The sequence below is a fragment of the Pediococcus ethanolidurans genome (genome assembly GCF_964062635.1).
GTDB classification, from domain to species: domain Bacteria; phylum Bacillota; class Bacilli; order Lactobacillales; family Lactobacillaceae; genus Pediococcus; species Pediococcus ethanolidurans.
In genome coordinates this window covers 656,965-676,631 of record NZ_OZ061250.1, presented here as the reverse complement: position 1 = coordinate 676,631, position 19,667 = coordinate 656,965, and the positions used below count along the sequence as shown (strand labels likewise).

The following is a 19,667-nucleotide window of genomic DNA, read 5'->3' as shown; positions in this document are numbered from 1 at the left end:
TATGAACGAAAGAACAAAATGGGGTCACTGGTTCTGGGGGCTATTTTTTCTAGCTTGCGCAGCAATTCTCATCGCCAGCAAGATGGGTTGGTTTTCTTATCAAGCCAATATGTGGACTGTGATTTTCACCCTAATTCTTGCCGCAGCTACGATTAAAAGTATTGTCTATTTTAGTATTACCGGAACCATTTTCAGTCTTGCTTTTATTAGCATGCTCTATGCAAAACCACTGGGTATTACAAACTTAGTTCCATGGACTATTCTTGGTGCTGCACTTTTATTAAGCATTGGTCTATCGCTTGTCGTCCATCCCTTTAAAAGAAAATTCCACCGCCATCAACATGTTTTTATAAATGAAACGGGACATGATGGTCAACATTTTTCTCAAAGTACAACCACTGATTATGAATCCTATGTTAACGTCAATGTTCGCATGGGAAGCACCATCCGTTATGTACAATCTACTAATTTTCAGCACGCTATCATCAACGTCACAATGGGAGACGCAAAGGTTTATTTTGATCAAGCCATTATTACTAACGATCGCGCAAACATTGAACTGAACGGTAGCATGGGTGACATTGATCTCTATGTTCCAAAAGCATGGAATTTACAAGTTCAGCTCGATTCTTTTATGGTAGAAACGACCGAAACCGGCTTGAAGCCCACTAAAGATGGCCCACTAGTATCTATTATCGGTGATTTCAAAATGGGAGACATTACTGTTCACTATGTTTAACGCACAACTACATTTTTCAGCTGTTAACTGAAGTACAATTCTACTTCAGCGTGGGGGTATTATCATGAATAAACTAAACTTATCAGCACAAACCATCAAACTTCTAATTATCAAGTTTACAGGAAACTTCGGTAGTGGCATGCTATCATTTGCCATTGGTTTATATATTCTTCATCGGACAGGATCCGCATTGGGGATGGGTGTTTCTTTGATTACCGGTCCCATTGTTTCATTAATTTTAACACCGTTTGTCGGCTTCATTGTCGATAACTTTAATCATCGTCGTGTGATGATTGCCGCTCAAATTACGACTAGTTTGGGATTGCTTTTATTTGGATTCTCCTTCAGGTTATGGCCCACACAGTACTACCCCGAACTCATTGTGCTAATCATCATTCTGCAGATTACTGATAATTTTTTGAGCACCACATTGACTGCCAGCATTATACAATTGTTTGATACTAATGAATTACAGAAGGTCAACTCACTCAACCAGTCAATTTCTTCACTAGCCTCATTTCTGGCTCCTATCGTTGGCGCTTTCGTTTACACACTTGTTTCAATTGATATTTTTGCCTTTATTGAAATTGGTTTTGAATTAATCGCCCTATTTACCATTACTTTGCTTCATTTTTCAACAGTTGTAGAATCTAAAAGCTCGCCTGTTGAGACCGAGAATTCAAATGAAACAGTCTGGCAAAATTTTCGAACAGGGCTTCATTACTTACGTAGCCAACGTTTAATGACGATTCTGCTTGTTTCCGCGGCAGCAATCAACTTCTTCTTTTCTGCGTTGAATGTTGGGCAGCCTTACTTATTAGTCACAACGTTGAAGTTATCAAATACCCAGTACGGCGTGACCGATTCCGCACTTGCAGTTGGGATGTTTGCAGGTGGTATTATCCTTAGTTTTCTGAAGTTAAAACACCATCCGGTAACCATATCTTATATTAGCCTTGCTGTTCTGTCAGGAATTCTAATACTAGCCGGCATTCCCGAAATTTTAGGTTTAACATCACTTTTAAATACCGTTTACTTTATTGGGTTAAATATTTTAAACGGTGTAACCTTAGTTTTTATTAATACACCCATGAATACCTTTATGCAGCAATTAATTCCGCAGAAGATGCAAGGACGCATTTTCTCACTAGAAGGCACCATTAGCATGCTATTAATGCCAGTTGGAACAATCGTTTTTGGATTTCTTTTCGATCATGTAACAGCACTCCCTATCTTTGCCATTACAGGTCTTTTGTTACTGCTGTTTACCACTGCAACCATTACAGTTATTCACATGCAAAAACTATTAGATACTCCTGAAGATATCGTGAATCCGATTCATTAATAAACGAAAAGCCTCAAGACTGATATTATTCAATCTCGAGGCTTTGTTATAGATCAGAAGTTAAAACAAACCCAACTGTTACGACCGTTTCTGTCCATTTTCAAATGTTTTAAGGACTTCCGCCGTTGAGCATGTGTGTTTAAACTCTTTCAACATTTCCTGTTGCTTTTCGGAATTTCGAGCGATCGTAGCATCCGTTACAACTGTTGGCATAAATCCTAATTTTTCGGCATCTTGTACTGTTTTTTTAACACCATTATCTGTTGTGAAACCTGTGACCAGTAGCTGTTTAATATTTTGTTGTTGTAAATACGTTGATAGTTCAGTGTGCTTAAAGGCACTGGGCCCTGGCTTTTGCAATTGATATGCCAAATCAGCTGTCACTAGTGGTTGGGTAAAGCGATTATCAAGTATTTTTGGCAATAACTTAGGATGCAGCGTAACAATAATGATCGGTAATTTTTGCGCTGAAAACTGAGTCACTAATTTTCGATTATTCAACAACATTTGCTTAAATTGATCTGACGTCAGTTTTTTAAAAATATGCCGTGCTAAAAATCTTGAACCGGTCTGTAGATCAATGACCACTAAAGCTGTTCTTGTCATTTTTTCATCATTCACTAGTCATCTAACCTCTCTCTTTAGCCTGCCAGGTCCATTTTTCTTCGTTAATATCACGATCACACCATTGATTATTTTTAACAGATTCAACCAGTTCAAATCCTTGTTGTCCATATAAATGACGAGCTGCAACTAGTTCGTCAACCGTCCACAAATACATCTCTTTTATTTTTTTGGTTTGAGCATAATCCATTAAGCTTTGAACAAGCTTTTTCCCAATGCCAAGTCCTTGATATCGTGAGTCAACTGCAAACCAACGTACTTGATATTGCATTTTTTCGGCTTTAATCAGTGAAATGGTCCCCACTTGTCGACCATTTACTTCCGCAATCCAAGTGATTCCCTGAGTTAGATTCTGAACATACTCTGTCAATGCTTTGAACACATACTGATGAAAGATCGCATTATACGGAATTTCTTGTTGATAAATTCGACTATGCAGATCCGCAATACAGCCAATATCTGCTAACGTTCCTTTACGTATTTTCACCTGTTGTTTTTTTTTCTAAAATGTTTTGAATTTCATGCATATCTGTACTAATAAGTTGAAGTTGACTAGCAGAATAACTTGATAACTGCGAAGTTAAATAATCACGTGATAACTTTGTTAATTCTGTAAATGCCGCAATTCCTTTTTGGGTTAACTTGATTTGATAGTGGCGACGATCAGTAGAATCAAGCCCCCGTGTTAACAATTTCTGTCCTTCTAATTTAGTGATTATTTTACTTAACTGCCCTTTATCAAATCCTAACACCCTTTGAATTTTAGAGGCTGTTGTTTCTCCTTGAGCTTGAATTTCAGCAATAACACGGGCTTCATTCAATGAATATTCACCCACGTACAATTCACGATCAAATGTATTAAATTTATTTGCATAATAACGATTAAAATTACGAATTGTTTCAATACTCTTTAACAGTTGCATGCTTACCGACTCCTTTTTGAGGCTTAATTTTTAGAATAAAAATATTGTAGTTCGTAAAGTTGACTTTTTCAACTGTTGCTTTTATCAACCATTAAATTGCAAACAAAAAAGAATGAAAATTTCACAATAAGGAAACTTTCATTCTTAACTTTTGATCTCACTAGGTTATGGACGAACCGCATGAATAATCAAGTCTTCAATCCTTTTTAAATCGGCAGTTTCATCAGTTGGAATAGCTGTTATAAAATTGCGTTGAAGAAAATAGGTAATTAATTGGCCAATAATTGTTCTCGCTAAATCAACCAACGTCAATCCAGGTCGAACCAATTTGTCTTCCACCATTTTATTTAATGCACTATTAAAAATAACCGATTGCGATTGTCTAACTAAATCAAAGAACATCGCGCGAACTGTTTCATTGGTCATTATTTCGGATAACAGAATTTGAAACGCGGCAGCATTTTCCTTTAGAAATTTGTAGCGATCAAAAACAACAAAATGAACAATTTCCTGCAAACCATTATGTTCATTTAATTTCGAAAAAAAATCGTCCCGAAAAACCGGTGCCAGATTATTAATCATTGGCTTAATAATTTCCATTAATAAATCCTGTTTGGTTTTAAAATACTTAAAAATTGTTGCCTGACTCACATCGGCATGTTGGGCAATCTGTGCCGTAGACGTCCCATCGTAGCCCTGACGAGAAAACAGATCCAAGCTGGATAAAATCACTGCTCGACGGCCCTTTGGCATTGTCTGATCATTAAGCCACTGTTTATAATTAGTAAACACATTTGCACTCATAAATAGCTCCTCTTTCATTAAGATTATTTCCCTCTTGGTCAAAGCCAACTGTTAAACTTTTCGATACCGTTTCAGACCAACAATGTTCAAGAAAGTTAGTACAATCAAAATACCGCCTAAAACACCAATATCCAATCCTAGTGTAGACAAGTGCGCCCCATGCATCATAATTGCTGTGGAGGCATCCCCCGAATACTTAATCGGAATTATATAAGAAATATCTTTAACCCTGTCTGCCATAGAATCTAATGGGATAATACCTGAGAAAAAGACTTGGGGAATCACAATAAGCGGAATAAACTGTATCATTTGAAACTCTGATCTGGCAAACGTAGATACTAAAATTCCGAATGCCAAAGCAACCAGCGCTAAAATTAAGTTAATTATTACTAAATTAAAGACATTACCAACAATATCGATCCCTAGTAGCCAAATAGTTGCCATGACAATAACGATTGTTTGCACAATAGCTAAAATACCATAACTAATCATATAGCCAAAAACAATTTCTGATCGCTTAACCGGTGTTGCTAACAAACGATCCAGCGTACCACTAGTTCGTTCTTTAAGTAAGGCCATTCCAGAAATTAGAAAGACAAAGAAGAAAACGAAGAAGCCCATTAAAATCGGCAAAATCTTATCAAAAAATCCGGTGCTTGAATCGCCATAAACATAATGATTGGTTACTTTAGTTTTAGCAACCTTAGTTACTTTAGTAGTCGTCTTGGGTGTCGATGCCTGACTGGCTAACTTGGCTCTAGTCTTTGCAGGCAATAATTGTTCTACCTTGGTTAACGCACTGGCCGTCGTCTGTAACTGCGTTTTCATCGTACCCATCTGATTTTTCATCGTCGTCATGGTATCCTCAGTAACGGCATTCTTAAACGCCATTTTTACGGCAGTTGTTTTCGTAGAGTCTGTGTTTGCATAAGTGATACTATACCCACTACTCTTTTTTTGAATAATGGAATCAATTTTTTCATCTTTTAAGGCTTTTTTAGCTTGTTTTTTACTGTCATAGATTTTGACGGCAACATGTTTTGTATTATCCAAGTTAGAACGAATCGTTTTTGAAACGGCAACAGTACCGATTTTTACATTGGTTGTTGAATTAGCAGAAAATAACACACTAAGTAACAAAATAATAATGATTGGTGCCACAAACATCAGAGCTAAAGTTCGTTTATCACGAATTAACTCCTTAATGACACGATTTGCAATTGCTAGAATTCTCATGATTCAACCCCCTCTGCTTTCAAAAAGACGTCTTCAATCGTTGGTACTTCATATTGTTTCTTCAAATTTTGAGGCGTATCAAAGGCCATCACGCGTCCACCCAGTAATAAAGCTACGCGGTCTGTCAGTTCCGCTTCATCCATCACATGCGTCGTAATCAAAATGCTGCGTCCTTCATCACGAATACTGCCCAGTTCTTTCCAAATTTGTCGACGCAGTGCTGGATCAATTCCAACAGTGGGTTCATCTAAAATTAGAAGTTCCGGTTCTCCAAGAAGCGCAATTGCTAGTGATAAACGGCGCATCATTCCACCAGAATATCCGGAAACTCGTTTGCTAAGATCTTCGGTTAAATCAACAACCGCGGCTGCATGTTTAATTTCTGTACTTATATTTTTTTTATTAATACCCTTCATTTTGCCAAAAAACTGTAAGTTTTCTCGCCCAGATAGAGCTTCATACAAAGCATCCGTTTGCGCCATATAGCCAATTCGTGACAATAACTGTCGATTGGGCATTGTTTGCTTAAAAACGGTAGCTGAGCCGCCATCAGCAACCTCCATCCCCAAGGCTGTTTTAATTACTGTTGATTTGCCTGCACCGGATGGTCCAATTAAACCAACTATCTCACCTGGCATAAGATCCAGATTGACATCTTGTAAAACAGTTTGTTTACCAAATTTCTTAACAAGATGGGTCAAAGAAATAATTGAATCTGTCATTTTAATTCCTCCAGTAAAAATCGCAATATATGTAAGTGATTGATTACTCACCTAACGTTTGTTAGTGTACTTCGCACTAACTTAAAAGTCAACACAAAGCTTAAAAATTTGTCCTAATTCATCTACTAGCAATCCTTGGCATTAATATCACGTATTAAATGAATTCATCTATTTTTAAAAGAGTGTTCAGCTACTCACCGAAATTCTGTTTTTTCTAATTTTTTTGAAAAATTATATCAAGTTAGCTTAGAACCGAATATAATTAGATATGAAATGTAATTCAATTAATTGGCAAAACTAGTTTATTTATGACAGTGTTTGCTAAATTACTAAGGGTTGAAACTACAAAAACGGTCTTGGTAACAAAATTAGATTAAAATGTCGTCTTCCAGCAAATCTGGGCTGGAACGTAGTGCGAGTTCTTGCGGCGGTTTTGGCCACAAGAATCGACATCGTACGGAGTATTAAGATTTTCGGAACGAAAATCATTCCTCTACACGTAGTAGTGGGCACGACTTGGAGCCGCAAACCACGTCTCCAAGCTCGGCCTTTATCTAAGCGAAGACCGCTAAGATAAACGACACTACTGAGCCCATTTGCTTCCAGACTAAGTCTAATCTTTGTAATCAATATATCGATATAAAAGTTATTATATCAGTGCTGTTGAAAGTTATTGAAGTGATTTTGATACTTTCAACCTTTAGTAAATTAAGAAAATGGGGGATGTCAACATGTATTTAACGTTTGATTGTTACGGTACTTTGCTTAATGAAGAAGGGCTTTACAGTAAGATAGCAGAAATTGCGGATGGACTTGGTGTGGATGGACAAACTGCTCGTAAGTGGTTTATTACTTATTTAGATGATCGTGATCATATGGTGCCCTACTTGGACTATGATCGTTTAGTTCGCCAAACTTTAACCGAAATGGATAAGCATTTTGATTTGGCACACAAATTCGAAGAACATTATGTTGAAGTTCTACAGGCAATTCGGGACTTAAAACCATTTCCAGAAGTTGTTTCAACTTTAAATAAACTAATCAAACGTGGCAATCACTTAATTGCCATGTCAAATTCATCTTGGCCAATCATTACTGCCAATGTGGCAGCACTCGAAAATCCGTTTGAAGATATTATTATTGCCGAGACAACTCATGCGTACAAGCCTGATCTTCAATTCTTCCAGTACGTTCAAAAAAAGTATAACTTTACTGCAGAGAATCATATCCACATTGCTCAAGGATTTAGCTCCGATATCGTTGCAGCTAAGCAAATGGGCTGGCCAAGTATCTGGGTAAATCGAGCAAATGAAAAACCATTTGGTGGTGTGAAACCAACTCATACTGTGAAAAAACTTGATGAAGTATTAAATCTAATTTAACTGAACATTATTGAACTAAAAAAAGTGAGTAGAAAACGTATTTTCCTCAATCTCAGGTTTTTCTATTTGCAGGTTCCATATCAAAAAAATGGGAAATAAGGTAGATTTCTGGCTTAGTTATGCTCGAAATCCCAATACCTTATTTCCCATTTTTTATATTCAATTCAATTTTAAATAATTCTCATATTCTAGATATACCCACGTTTAGCAGCTACTGCAATCGCCTGAGCACGATTGCTGACGTTAAGTGTCTCATAAATCTCAGTTAAATATAATTTAATTGTTCTATCCGTTACGAACAGTTGCGCTGCAATTTCTTTGTTAGTTAACCCAGCGGCAACCTGCTTCAGCAACAAAATTTGGCGCTCCGTTAGATGAGAAATGTGGTCCTGTTGATTCCATTGGACCATCTTGGCCGTCACGGCATTGCTAATCGCTACATAGTGATCATCAGCAATTACTTTAGTCACTTCATTTACGATCTTATCTGGTTCTTCTTCTTTTAACAAGTAGCCATGAATGCCATAGTCTGCCATATGCATCACCATCTCAGCATTAATTTCTGTCGAGAGAACAACAATCTTGGTCTTTTGCGCTAGACCTTTAATAAAATCACGACCATTCATATTTGGCATCTGTAGATCCACCAAAATAACATCTGGTAATTGTGATAACGCGGCCAGTTTAGCTTTGGCATCAACACCATCTGTGGCAGTAGCAACTACCGTCAAATCACTCGTTAACTTCATCATCATTTCAAGGCCGTCACGAACAATTGGATGATCATCAACAATCATTACAGTACTCACTTTTTTTGCCCCATTTCTACTTCAATTTGAACAACTGTGCCCTCATTCGGCAGACTCATAATGCGAATATCACCACCATGACTTTGAGCACGTTCACGCATGCCAAGTAGTCCAAAATGGCCTTGGTGATGGGTATTCTCGGGGAACGGATCACCATTATTTTCAACATTAATTATCAAGCGATTTCCCTTAACAATCGCACCAACCTGCGCCTCCAAAATGTTAGCATGTTTAATCACATTCATTAAGGCCTCATTGACCATTCGTGTCACATCGACAAGTAACTCACCAGCCAACATAACATCGTCATCTATTTCGACAGTTGTTTTCAATCCGTATTTCACGTGCAGTAACTCCACCCGTTCTAATACCCGTAATCGTAAACTAACCGCAGCATCAGCGGGCGTTACATTCCGATAATCCTCAATGATATCCCGTGATTCAGAAATAGCACTCGTAGTTAGTTTTTTGGTATGTTGTAACTGTGCCTTTGCCTTATTATAGTCACCATTCTTTCCGTAAGCTTCAATTACCGAAAGTTCCATACCAATTCCAACAAGATCCTGCGTCAACGTATCATGCAGATCACGCGCCATTTTTTGCCGCTCCTCAACCACAGTCAACTGTTCAACTTTTTGGTAAGCATCATTTAACTCATCATTTAATTGTTGCAACTGGATGGATTGATAGCCATTTTCATAAATTGGGTTGTAGTAATAATAGGCCAGAAAACTAGTTGCCATAATTGCTTCTAACAAGTAAAAACAATTAATTAAGGAATTAGTCAATAAACCAGCTATTAGCACACCACCGGCATAAACCCACAACAACCAAGAAATTAAATGGCGAGGGCGTGTAGATGCTAGTGAGATATTTTCAATCACTAAAATACCAAGTGTTCCCACCAAAAAAGCAAATGAACCAATTTCACTACCCATAATAATTGCCATTCCAATCGATACAGCCGCTTGAATAGCAAGGAGTGCATAATATTCACCAAATTTAATTATCCACTTTGCAGTCATGATAATTAATAAATGAACAAACATTAAAAAACCAGCATAAAATGCCATTTTATCTTTCTGCGTATAACTGGCTGTTAGCGAAAACAAATATACCAAAGTTAACATCGCTAAGCTTGTCCATCGACCGCGTTGAAAGAAACGATTGCGCATCTGCATTCGAATTTCTTTTTCCAAACACTATTCCTTCCTATTCAAGCCATTTTTAAATGTAACAATTCAATTTAGGTTCATTTTTAATCGCATAACAAAAATAGATTTATTCACAAATAACACATCTTAGTTATCATGCCTCAACATTCATAAAAACACCAGAGGTTTACACCCCCGGTGCTAATTTAACTCATTTATTATTCAAGATTCATGTGTGGCAAAATTTTATCAAGCCACTTTGGCAAATACCAGTTAGCCTTGCCAAACAGTGCAATCATAGAGGGAACTAATACCATTCTCACAATAAATGCGTCAAAGAAAATTCCAAATGATAACGCTAATCCAATTGATTTAACCGTTGGATCACTTGCAAAGACAAATCCCAAGAAGACCGCTGACATAATCAACGCTGCCGCAAAAACAGCTTTACCATTACTATGAAGGGCCTCAATAACAGCTTTCTTCGTATCTCCCGTTTTGTCGTATATTTCACGAACGCGACTCACAAGGAAAACTTCATAGTCCATCGCCAATCCAAACAATATTCCGATTAAAATGACTGGTGCAAAATTTAAAATTGACATTTTAGTCGTTAAACCTACTAAACTCATGCCGTGTCCTTCTTGAACCACAAACACCAAGGCACCCAGTGTAGCAAGTAACGACAAAACAAAACCAAACACCGCAATTAAAGGAATCAATAGGGATCGAAAAATGATCATTAATAGAACAAAGGCAAACGCCACAATGATAATGGCAAATTTTGGCAATGCTTGCATAAGTACAGATGACATATCAATATTGATTGCTGTAGTCCCTGTAACAAGCATTTTAGGAATTCCATTTTTGTTCGACTGAGAACGAATTTTAGCAACTAAACTCTTAGTTTTAACGCTGTTTCCATCGTATTTCGGTGTTACTGTAATCATATAATAATGACCACTTTTACCATTACCAGGCATTGCCGGTGTTTCACTAACCACATTCTTATCACTAGTCAGTTTTTTTTCGGCCAAGGCTGCTTTACTTGCATCACTTGTTTTTACCAAAACAACCAATGTAGCCGAATTTCCTTTACCATAACCTTCCGCCATCAGATCGTACGCTCGCCGTGCCGTTAGTTTTGTACTTTGTACCCCATCATCAGGCAAACCTAAATTAATTTTTGTAGCCGGAAATGCAGCGACTAATAATCCTGCGACGGCAACAATTGCCAGAAAACCTTTGTACTTAGTAACCAGTTTTCCATAGCCCTTATCCTGATTCAGTGCTGACAACTTGCCAAACAAACGATTTCGTTTTTCTCCTGTACCATGTTTACCCAATAGTACAAGCGTCGCCGGAATAAAGGTTAACGCCATCAATACTGCTGTTAAAACCGAAAGCGCTCCACAAATACCCATTACAGTCAGGAACTGAATTCCTAAAGCACTCATTGCCAACAAAGCAACAATTACCGTACTTCCGGCAAAAACAACTGATTTACCGGCAATCATCATTGCCCGTCGTAAAGTCGTTTGCCGGTCATACCCCTCTTTAAATTCTTGTCGATATCGAGAAATGATAAACAGTCCATAACCAATTCCGACTGCTAGGCCTACCATTCCGCTTAAAGAAAGATCTGCCGAACTAATTGAAATGAAATTCGACATAATAAATGTACCAAGCATGCTAACTGCAAGGCCTAATACTGCTGAGATAATGGGCATCCCTGCAACCAGCAAAGACGCAAAGGTAACGGCCAAAACCACAATGGCTGCGATCAATCCATAAACCTCGGATTTTTCACCGGTATCCATGGCATTAATGGTAAGATCACCACTCAATTCCGTTTGAATGCCTGCCTTTCGGGTAACACTAGTATCTTTTACCAATTTATCGATGGAAGCTTGTGAAACATTTGCTGCTTTTTCTTTATACTGAATTGTTGCATATCCATACTTAGAGTTCTTAACCAAATTACGCTGTTGGGCTGGTGTTGCAACTACTTTAACCTGTTTGTTATCACTAACTTTCTTGGCCAATTTATTGATGGCAGCCATTTTCTTAGCATCAGTTAATTTACCAGATTTAGCTTTGAAAACGATCTTCTCACTGGCACCACTACCACCAGTAGAAAAATCTTTGTCCACAATGTTAAGGGCCTTTTGCGCCTCGGTTCCCTTAATCGTGAGTCCGGCCGTTGCAAAATTTGATCCTTGACTAATCGCCACACCACCAACAATTCCTAAAATAACTAAAACAGCCACAATGGTTGCGACGGCATGTTTATAAATAAAATCACTTAACTTACCCAAACCTTTGTTCAAAACAAATCCACCTCTCCTTATACCTGTCCATTCAAATCACACCAGAATCGGTTAATTCAAATGGCTCTCTTTACGTCATGCTTGTATTATAGTGGGATGTTTAGTCAGCTATAATAGACCGTTGGGTAGACTTTCATTTCCCTTTGAGGAAACAGTTTTGAATTACAAATAAAAAATAGACAAAATAAAAAGGCAATCTTCGTTAAAAAGATCACCTTATATCTGTTATATTGTTTCACGTGGAACTTTCATTTCAAAGATACCGTTTTTGTGTCAATTTGCCTTTTTTAGATTATATTCAAATTTTATCAAAAAACTTCCACAGACTTTTTTGATTACTGTGTGAGTTAAACCTCTTCTACACGTTTAATTTACCTTAATTAATAATTGCAACATCCAAATACTCATCAAATACATGTGTTTGATGAGTATTTTGTATTTTCACCTATTAAATACACAAAAAAATCTTCAATTTTGATAGTTAAATTACCAAAAATTCACATAACTTTAGTATATTTTGAACGATTTTTACTTATCACCAGTTTCTTTAACAAGACGATCACGTACCTTCTGAATATGTGCCGTTTTTTCTGCTAAAAATGTTTTTTGTTCTTCAATGGTCGCAATTCGTTGATTTAATTCATTTTTTAACTGGTCAAGAAGCGTTAACCCTTGCTCACAACTTGCAACGGTTGGTTGACTATTTCGAGACAAATTAAGCATCTGTTTTGTTTCTTCAACGGACGCACCCAATCGACGTAAGTGGACAATTTTATCTAAGTCAGTTAAATCGACCTTTGCATATTCACGTCGTCCTTGACTATCGCGTTGAATGTTTTGCAACAAACCTTCTTTTTCATAATACCTAAGCGCATCATAGGTCACATCAAACTTTTGCGAAACCTCACGGATAGTATACATATCAAATTCTCCCAATTCTAAAAAATTTTGAACTTTTTGCTTGTGCTAGTGTAACACCAGCGTGCTAAATTAACTAATGTTCTAAAGAATACAAAGCAACTTTGAAAGGAAACGGTAAAAATGAATACAAATCAAATTATTACCCTTGTCACCGGCGGAAACCGGGGAATGGGTCTTGAAATTGTCAAAGAATTAAGCCAAAGAGGTCAACACGTAATTATGGGTGCACGAAATTTAGAAAAGGGCCGTGCTGCCATCGACAAATTGACTAAACTCAATCTTGATGTTGATCTAGTACAATTGGACGTCACCAATTCAGCCTCGGTTACTGAAGCTGCACAAACAGTGCAACAAAAGTATGGTTACCTCACAATTTTGATCAACAATGCTGGTGCTGTCTTTGATGCTCGCCAAGATCCGTCAGTTGTTAAACTCGAAAACTTACGGGATGATTTTGCAATCAACTATTTTGGTTTAGTTGATGTTTCTCAGAAAATGCTACCTTTGCTGCAAAAAAGCGCACGTGCCAAAGTTATTAATATTTCCAGCATGATGGGCTCCAAAACTGAGGCGTTAAACCCCCAGTCCAGCGTTTACAAGGCAGTTGCAGTTGGCTATCAGTCTGCTAAAGCTGCTGCTAATATGTATACCGTTCAACTAGCCAAAGAAATGCTGAGAAAAAATTTATCAATTACCGTAAACGCAATTGATACAGGCATGGTGGCCACAGAGTTTGCAGGTGCTGATCCAGTGCAAGTCAAGAAAATGGGTGGAAAAACGGTAAAAATGGGCGTTGCACGCACAATTAAGCTTGCCACAGACCTTGGTAGTAAGGAAATAGCCACATTTTCCAATACAGAAGGCCAAGTTGGTTGGTAAAAAATAGTTTAAAACTTCTCTATATATTAAAAGATCGTTGCGGATTTAAATTGCAACGATCTTTCTTAATTCAATCACACTTACAAATGAACACTAGGTTTAGCTGCTGAATCCTGGAACAATGAGGCGGTTGCATCCCAAATTCGCTGTGCAACCTTGCTATGATTCATTGTGTATAAATGAATACCATCCACACCATGTGCCACCAAATCAACAATTTGATCAACTGCATAGGCAATTCCAGCATCACGTAAAGCTTCTTTATTATCCGCATAACGATTCAAAATTGACAAAAATTTTTCCGGTAATGGTTTGCCAGAGATCTTTGCCATGCGTTCAATTTGGCCTTTATTCGTAACCGGCATAATTCCTGCTTCAATTGGAACAGCAATCCCGGCGGCGCGCACCTGTTCAATAAAATCATAAAAACACTGATTTTCGTAAAACAACTGCGAAATAAGATGATCTGCGCCAACATCCACCTTACGTTTCAAATTGGCAATGTCAGCCGTTAAATTGGCTGCTTCTTGATGGCACTGTGGATAACACGCACCAATAACCTGAAAATCACCCGTTTGTTTAATAAAACTAACTAATTCATTGGCATGATTAAAGTCACCAATTGGTTCTCTACCCGCAATTTTGTCACCACGCAATGCCAAAATATTATTGACATGATGTGCATTGAGCTCTTGCAATAAATTACGGACATCTTCCTTAGATTGATAGAGTCCCGGAATATGTGCAACTGCTGTGATGTTGAGCTGATTTTGAATAAAGTCAACAATTTTAACATTTTGATTTCGGACACTAGTTCCGCCGGCTCCTAAGGTTACTGAAATAAAATCCGGATGAATTTGTGCCAAATTAGTTAATATTGGGCGTAATTTATCAACCGGTGTTTCGCTATGTGGTGGAAACACTTCGAAGGAAAAAACAGTTTTCTGATTAAAGACTTCGGTTAGTTTCATAAAGCGAACTCCTTACTTTTTTCGTTGCTTCAACCATGTTGGTTACCGCATCAAAGGCTTCTTTTTCAGAACGCGTCTTTAAACCACAATCCGGATTAATCCAAACTTTAGCTGCTGGCAGTTTGGCAATGATGCGGTTAATAATTTCTTCCAATTCTTCAACACTTGGAATTCGTGGTGAATGAATATCATAAACACCAGGGCCCACTTCCGTTTGAAAGTTTGCTGCAACTAATTGATCAATCAACGATAAATCGGAACGAGAAGCCTCAAAGGAGATCACATCGGCATCCAAATTATCAATTGCTTGAATAATATCGCCAAATTCGCTATAGCACATATGCGTATGAATCTGCGTCTCTGGTTTTACACCACTATGCACCAATCTAAAGGCAGGCACTGCCCAGTCAAGATAAGCACGGTACCAGTCCGATTTTCGCAACGGTAAATTCTCACGTAATGCTGGTTCATCAATTTGAATGATCTTAATATCATGCGCTTCAAGATCCAATACTTCATCGCGAATGGCCAAGGCAATTTGGGTAACAGACTGTTCGGGCGTAATATCTTCTCGTGGAAACGACCAATTAAAGATGGTAACTGGTCCCGTTAGCATCCCTTTAACTAACCGATCCGTTAACTTATTAGCAAAAACGGTTGTGTCAACGGTAATTGGTTCATTGCGACTAACATCACCCCAAATAATTGGTGGTTTTACGCCCCGCGTTCCGTATGATTGAACCCAACCATTTTGCGTAAAGACAAACCCATCCAGTTTTTCACCGAAATACTCAACCATGTCGTTACGTTCATATTCACCATGAACCAACACATCAACCCCAATTTTTTCTTGGAATTCAATAATTCGTTTGATTTTTGCTTGATTAAACGCATCATATTCGGCTTGAGTAATTTCACCCTTACGCAGTTTAGACCGATTTTGACGAACGTCTTTGGTTTGGGGGAAGGAACCAATGGTTGTCGTTGGTAACTCTGGTAAGTTAAATACCTGTTTTTGAATTTGTTCTCGTTTTGAACGTTCTGGTAATCTGGTGTAATCTGCTGCCGTCAATTGTGCAATTCGTGACTTAACCTGCGAATTTTCTGGATGTTTAATTGTCGAAAACAGCTCGTTGTTAATAGCCAAAACTTTTTGATCATGTCCTTGAAAAATAGCATCTAGTTCAACTAATTCGTCTAGTTTTTGATAGGCAAAGGCCAAATGTTGTTGAACTGTTTTAGGTAGTTTAGTTTCCAAAGAAGCATCGTATGGAACATGCTGTAAGGAACATGAACTACTCAAAACGATTTCGCCTTTAACGTTTAATGCTTTAAGTGTCTCAATAGTAGTCACATAATGATTTCGCCAAATATTTTTACCGTTAACAACTCCTGCAAAAAGCACCTTATCAGTAGGAAACCCATTTTCTTTAATTAACTTGCTGTTTTCAGTTGTGGCAACCAAATCCAAACCAATGCCATCAAAAGGCAATTTAATCAACGTTTGATAAGAATCGCGCACATCACCAAAATAAGTTTGCAACAATACCTTAACAGCCTTTTTAGCTGGCAACAGGCTCTCATAAATTTTAGTAAATAAGGCAAGATCTGTGTCGCTTTGATCAAAACTGAGGGCAGGTTCATCTAATTGAAGCCATTTCACATCTTGTTCATTAAGTTTTGCAAGTAAGTCCTGATAAGCATTTACTAGTGATGAGGCAAAGTCTTGTGGCTGTTTATCGCCTTTAAAAATACTTAGTTTAAGTAACGTATAAGGACCAACAATCACTGCCTTAGGATTTTGAATACCGTGTTTTTTAGCTTCATTGATTTCATCAAAGAGTTTAGAACCAGTTAATTTAATATCGGTTTCATCATCAAATTCTGGAACGATATAGTGATAGTTCGTGTTGAACCATTTTTTCATTGGTAAAGCTTTAACAGACTCAGTTTCACTTTGATAGCCACGGGCTAAGGCAAAGTATTCATTCAAACTAGACAAGCCGAGCTGCTTATAACGCGCAGGAATAACATTGAACAAATAAGCAGCATCTAACGTTGTATCAAAAAACGAAAAATCTCCCACCGGAATCAGATCAATCCCTGCTTTTTGTTGTTTATCCCAGCGTTGTGCCTTCAGTTGTTGCGCTGTTTTTAATAATTCTTCTTTTGTTGCGCGTTTTTTCCAATAATGTTCTGTTGCAAACTTCAATTCTCGATGTTCACCAATTCTAGGAAAGCCAATAATACTCGTTGTCATAATATTCCTCCAATTAATTTTTTATACAAAAAAAGCACCACCATTACCTACTCGGACCTAAATCCGAGGACGCGTAACCGTGGTGCCACCTCTATTTTCGTTAATTTCACAATCAACGACTCAGCTAGTTTCAAACAAAACTAGTGCCCCTTATCGGTGGCAAAACCGGTGATTTGGCGTGAACCGCATCACAGCTCTGAGCTCATCTTCATCCCTACTCTAAATCCTCATTTTCATCCAGGTACTGAGGTCTCTAAAATTCATTATAGGCATTACTCTTCTCATCAACGCTTTAAATTAAATTTTAATGAGAGTATAACGCTGATCTAATTTATTGTCAAATTCACTTTGCTTCACGTGAAACATTTTTGTGTTTTGTTTGGTATCTTGATTAAATTTTCCTATTTTAACACTATTTCTTTATGCTTCTTCATTGGACTGAGGATCCACATCAGAATATATGGTTATCTCCATATTTAATGGAACTTGAGGGTCGTTTGGGTATGGATCTTTAAAATTTGCCGTTTCTTCGTTTAATTTTCTTAATAATTCAATTCTTCCTTTATTAGACAATTTTAGATCTGATTGCGCCCAAGAAAATGTACTTTTATCACTATTGCCGCCACCTTGAATAAAATCGACATTTTTTTGAAATGCTTGTAAAACTCTCTTTTGATTAATCATCAAGAGTTCCATGAGATCTTCACCATGTTCTTTGACATATTCATCGCCTAAATCTATTTCCTGATCACCTTTTTTGCCATCTTTTGAACTTTTATACAGAAAGGCTGAACTATATACCTTTTCGGTTAAATTTTTAATTTGGTTTTCTGATACTATCTTTAAAAGACCAAAATCCGTCATCCTTTGAATTGGATAATAAAGATTAGACGGTTTTTCCTTTAAAATCTTAGCCAACTGCTTAACGGTAATTCCGCTCTCTTTATTGGCAGCATCTATTATCTTATTCACTTTATGATCAGCTAATAGTTTTGCTAAACTATCAAGTTTATTAGAACTCATTTAAGGAACTTCCTTTTCATTTTTAACAAGTTTATTCACAATACACATCAACTCACTTATCATACCAATCTCATGATTATTAAACCAGTCATCAAAAAAATCTATTTTAAAACCTTTTCTAAATTTTCTTTTTTTACTGTCCTTTTAACAGCATGCGCCGGCTTTGTTACCTTAATTTGCATAAATCCCAAAATACAGATGATCACAATGATTCCAGATGTTAGAAAAATAGTCCCCGCATTAAAATGATCAAACAAATAGCCATACATAATTGTTCCTACTGGCAGCATCAACATTGACAATGAAGATTGAATCGTAAAAATACGTCCCTGGAAACTAGAATCAATATGCAATTGCATGTAGCCAGCCATTGGCACATTAGTTTCAAACAACGCAATTCCCAGTAGTAAGGCCAAGCCAACATAAATACCGGTAATTCCCAATTTTAAAAATTGAACATGCAAAAGTACTGGGAATCCCATGCCACTTGTAATTAAAGCAATCACGACAACCCAGCGATACATAAGTTGAATCTGATTTTCTGCTGGCTTTTGTTTCATAAATATAAAACCAGACAAAATCATGCCTACCGAGGTACTGGCCTCAACCATACTGTAAGAAACGTTACTTAATTTATATTGATTAACTAATAAAAAAGGCAATCCAACGTTTACTGCACAAAAGAAAAAGTTGATTACACATGCAGTTAGGATCAGCATGACAATCGCCTTTTTCTGACGTAAATAATGAATACCTTCCTTAAATGAAGTTAAAAAGTTCACTTTTTCCTTAACGTTCGTTTCAGTAACCGCCTGTTTGCCATTAAATCTGAAGTTCAGCGATAGCACAACCACCATAACAATTGAAGTTGTCGCTAACATAATCAGTGTAAAACCAAAGAATGGCATCATCCCATATGCGATTCCACCTAAAATAGGGGCCAGAATTGAAGCTGAAGAACGAACCATCTGTTGAATTGAATTAAGTTGCTGCACCTGTGTTTTTGGAACTAAATTAATTGCTGAAGCACTAAAAACATTACCAATAAATAACTGAAAAATATCTAATAAAACTAGTAACACAATAATTTTTACGAGATACGTATCTGAAAGTTGTTGAAACTCCATTGAGAAAAATGCCATTGTCATAATAATACCAATCTGACAGATCACAATAATTTTTTTATGATTAAAATGATCCACAATTGTTCCTGAAATTGGCAATAAAACTAATGAAACTAACGGTCCAATTAAAATAGAAATACCTAAATTCATAGCAGAACCAGTTTTACGTAGAAGAAATAAGCCCACCGCGAAACTAAACATGCTACTTCCTAACTCATCAATCAGCGCAATAATGCCAACTTTAATAAGCTGCGCCTTACTCGTATTCAAAAGGTTTTTCACAATAATTCCTTCTATCGTTAAAATTTATTTTTATGGTAATTTAGTTATAGCTTATTGTTGCTAAAATGTCAATAAAAAATATTTTAACGATAAAATAAATATTATTATAATTAAAAAAGTCATCCTAATATCTCTATTA

Annotated in this window: 18 protein-coding genes; 4 read left to right on the top strand and 14 right to left on the bottom strand. The window is 37.1% G+C overall.

The window, feature by feature from the left end:
• Nucleotide 1: 1 nt before the first annotated feature.
• Both AB3219_RS03370 and AB3219_RS03365 read left to right on the top strand, forming a co-directional pair.
• The gene (locus AB3219_RS03370) at nt 2–739 is read left to right on the top strand and encodes a LiaF transmembrane domain-containing protein (RefSeq protein WP_216754000.1); all 738 of its coding nucleotides are present in this window, start codon (nt 2–4) and stop codon (nt 737–739) included.
• 64 nt (nt 740–803) lie between these two features.
• Complete coding sequence (locus AB3219_RS03365; RefSeq protein ID WP_263794727.1) at nt 804–2,084, top strand: MFS transporter; 1,281 nt, start codon at nt 804–806, stop codon at nt 2,082–2,084.
• A gap of 78 nt (nt 2,085–2,162) precedes the next feature.
• Here the strand turns inward: AB3219_RS03365 and AB3219_RS03360 are convergent, their stop codons facing one another.
• From AB3219_RS03360 to AB3219_RS03335, 6 genes are all read right to left on the bottom strand, one after another.
• On the bottom strand, nt 2,163–2,705 hold the full coding sequence (locus tag AB3219_RS03360) for an isochorismatase family cysteine hydrolase (RefSeq protein WP_216753998.1): 543 nt from the start codon (nt 2,703–2,705) through the stop codon (nt 2,163–2,165).
• Nucleotides 2,706–2,712: 7 nt separating this feature from the next.
• On the bottom strand, nt 2,713–3,195 hold the full coding sequence (locus AB3219_RS03355; RefSeq protein WP_263794725.1) for a GNAT family N-acetyltransferase: 483 nt from the start codon (nt 3,193–3,195) through the stop codon (nt 2,713–2,715).
• Nucleotides 3,182–3,631, bottom strand: a complete 450-nt coding sequence (locus AB3219_RS03350) for a MarR family winged helix-turn-helix transcriptional regulator (RefSeq protein WP_263794723.1) — start codon at nt 3,629–3,631, stop codon at nt 3,182–3,184. Before AB3219_RS03350 ends, AB3219_RS03355 begins: the two co-directional genes overlap by 14 nt.
• A 165-nt stretch (nt 3,632–3,796) precedes the next feature.
• Nucleotides 3,797–4,435 carry a TetR/AcrR family transcriptional regulator gene (locus AB3219_RS03345; protein ID WP_216753921.1) on the bottom strand — a complete coding sequence of 213 codons (639 nt, stop codon included), beginning with the start codon at nt 4,433–4,435 and terminating at the stop codon, nt 3,797–3,799.
• Between the two features lie 51 nt (nt 4,436–4,486).
• Nucleotides 4,487–5,671, bottom strand: a complete 1,185-nt coding sequence (locus tag AB3219_RS03340) for an ABC transporter permease (protein WP_263749611.1) — start codon at nt 5,669–5,671, stop codon at nt 4,487–4,489.
• Nucleotides 5,668–6,393, bottom strand: a complete 726-nt coding sequence (locus AB3219_RS03335; protein WP_216753923.1) for an ABC transporter ATP-binding protein — start codon at nt 6,391–6,393, stop codon at nt 5,668–5,670. The genes AB3219_RS03340 and AB3219_RS03335 overlap by 4 nt, the downstream gene beginning before the upstream one ends.
• 731 nt (nt 6,394–7,124) lie before the next feature.
• Here AB3219_RS03335 and AB3219_RS03330 point away from each other — a divergent pair.
• Nucleotides 7,125–7,775 (top strand): HAD family hydrolase, encoded by a 651-nt coding sequence (locus AB3219_RS03330; protein ID WP_367369296.1) that lies wholly within the window; start codon nt 7,125–7,127, stop codon nt 7,773–7,775.
• Between the two features lie 188 nt (nt 7,776–7,963).
• On the opposite strand, the gene AB3219_RS03325 is transcribed toward AB3219_RS03330, so the two are convergent.
• From AB3219_RS03325 to AB3219_RS03310, 4 genes are all read right to left on the bottom strand, one after another.
• Complete coding sequence (locus AB3219_RS03325) at nt 7,964–8,584, bottom strand: response regulator transcription factor (RefSeq protein ID WP_216753925.1); 621 nt, start codon at nt 8,582–8,584, stop codon at nt 7,964–7,966.
• Nucleotides 8,581–9,783, bottom strand: coding sequence for a sensor histidine kinase (locus AB3219_RS03320; RefSeq protein ID WP_367369295.1), 1,203 nt, complete (start codon nt 9,781–9,783; stop codon nt 8,581–8,583). Before AB3219_RS03320 ends, AB3219_RS03325 begins: the two co-directional genes overlap by 4 nt.
• 173 nt (nt 9,784–9,956) lie before the next feature.
• Complete coding sequence (locus tag AB3219_RS03315; protein WP_367369294.1) at nt 9,957–12,068, bottom strand: MMPL family transporter; 2,112 nt, start codon at nt 12,066–12,068, stop codon at nt 9,957–9,959.
• Nucleotides 12,069–12,596: 528 nt separating this feature from the next.
• Nucleotides 12,597–12,989 (bottom strand): MerR family transcriptional regulator, encoded by a 393-nt coding sequence (locus AB3219_RS03310; protein WP_216753929.1) that lies wholly within the window; start codon nt 12,987–12,989, stop codon nt 12,597–12,599.
• 120 nt (nt 12,990–13,109) lie between these two features.
• Between AB3219_RS03310 and AB3219_RS03305 the strand changes: the two genes are divergently transcribed.
• Nucleotides 13,110–13,868: an SDR family NAD(P)-dependent oxidoreductase gene (locus AB3219_RS03305; protein WP_367369293.1), complete on the top strand. Its 759-nt coding sequence runs from the start codon at nt 13,110–13,112 to the stop codon at nt 13,866–13,868.
• Between the two features lie 80 nt (nt 13,869–13,948).
• On the opposite strand, the gene metF is transcribed toward AB3219_RS03305, so the two are convergent.
• The 4 genes from metF to AB3219_RS03285 all read right to left on the bottom strand — a co-directional run bounded on the left by metF (nt 13,949) and on the right by AB3219_RS03285 (nt 19,528).
• Entirely contained in the window at nt 13,949–14,839 is an 891-nt protein-coding gene (gene metF, locus AB3219_RS03300; protein ID WP_216753931.1) for a methylenetetrahydrofolate reductase [NAD(P)H], read from the bottom strand.
• Nucleotides 14,817–17,099 carry a 5-methyltetrahydropteroyltriglutamate--homocysteine S-methyltransferase gene (metE, locus tag AB3219_RS03295; RefSeq protein WP_216753932.1) on the bottom strand — a complete coding sequence of 761 codons (2,283 nt, stop codon included), beginning with the start codon at nt 17,097–17,099 and terminating at the stop codon, nt 14,817–14,819. The genes metF and metE overlap by 23 nt, the downstream gene beginning before the upstream one ends.
• 420 nt (nt 17,100–17,519) lie before the next feature.
• A complete protein-coding gene (locus AB3219_RS03290) occupies nt 17,520–18,122 on the bottom strand; it encodes a hypothetical protein (RefSeq protein ID WP_260365845.1) in 603 nt (200 codons plus the stop codon).
• Between the two features lie 101 nt (nt 18,123–18,223).
• On the bottom strand, nt 18,224–19,528 hold the full coding sequence (locus tag AB3219_RS03285) for an MFS transporter (protein ID WP_367369292.1): 1,305 nt from the start codon (nt 19,526–19,528) through the stop codon (nt 18,224–18,226).
• Nucleotides 19,529–19,667 lie beyond the last annotated feature (139 nt).

Bases quoted from the DNA above. Each gene is read 5' to 3' on its own strand.
- AB3219_RS03330 (WP_367369296.1), top strand. From the start codon at position 7,125: ATGTATTTAACGTTTGATTGTTACGGTACTTTGCTTAATGAAGAAGGG.
- metF (WP_216753931.1), bottom strand. From the start codon at position 14,839: ATGAAACTAACCGAAGTCTTTAATCAGAAAACTGTTTTTTCCTTCGAA.
- AB3219_RS03345 (WP_216753921.1), bottom strand. From the start codon at position 4,435: ATGAGTGCAAATGTGTTTACTAATTATAAACAGTGGCTTAATGATCAG.
- AB3219_RS03365 (WP_263794727.1), top strand. From the start codon at position 804: ATGAATAAACTAAACTTATCAGCACAAACCATCAAACTTCTAATTATC.
- AB3219_RS03335 (WP_216753923.1), bottom strand. From the start codon at position 6,393: ATGACAGATTCAATTATTTCTTTGACCCATCTTGTTAAGAAATTTGGT.
- AB3219_RS03310 (WP_216753929.1), bottom strand. From the start codon at position 12,989: ATGTATACTATCCGTGAGGTTTCGCAAAAGTTTGATGTGACCTATGAT.
- AB3219_RS03290 (WP_260365845.1), bottom strand. From the start codon at position 18,122: ATGAGTTCTAATAAACTTGATAGTTTAGCAAAACTATTAGCTGATCAT.
- AB3219_RS03350 (WP_263794723.1), bottom strand. From the start codon at position 3,631: ATGCAACTGTTAAAGAGTATTGAAACAATTCGTAATTTTAATCGTTAT.
- metE (WP_216753932.1), bottom strand. From the start codon at position 17,099: ATGACAACGAGTATTATTGGCTTTCCTAGAATTGGTGAACATCGAGAA.
- AB3219_RS03305 (WP_367369293.1), top strand. From the start codon at position 13,110: ATGAATACAAATCAAATTATTACCCTTGTCACCGGCGGAAACCGGGGA.
- AB3219_RS03340 (WP_263749611.1), bottom strand. From the start codon at position 5,671: ATGAGAATTCTAGCAATTGCAAATCGTGTCATTAAGGAGTTAATTCGT.
- AB3219_RS03370 (WP_216754000.1), top strand. From the start codon at position 2: ATGAACGAAAGAACAAAATGGGGTCACTGGTTCTGGGGGCTATTTTTT.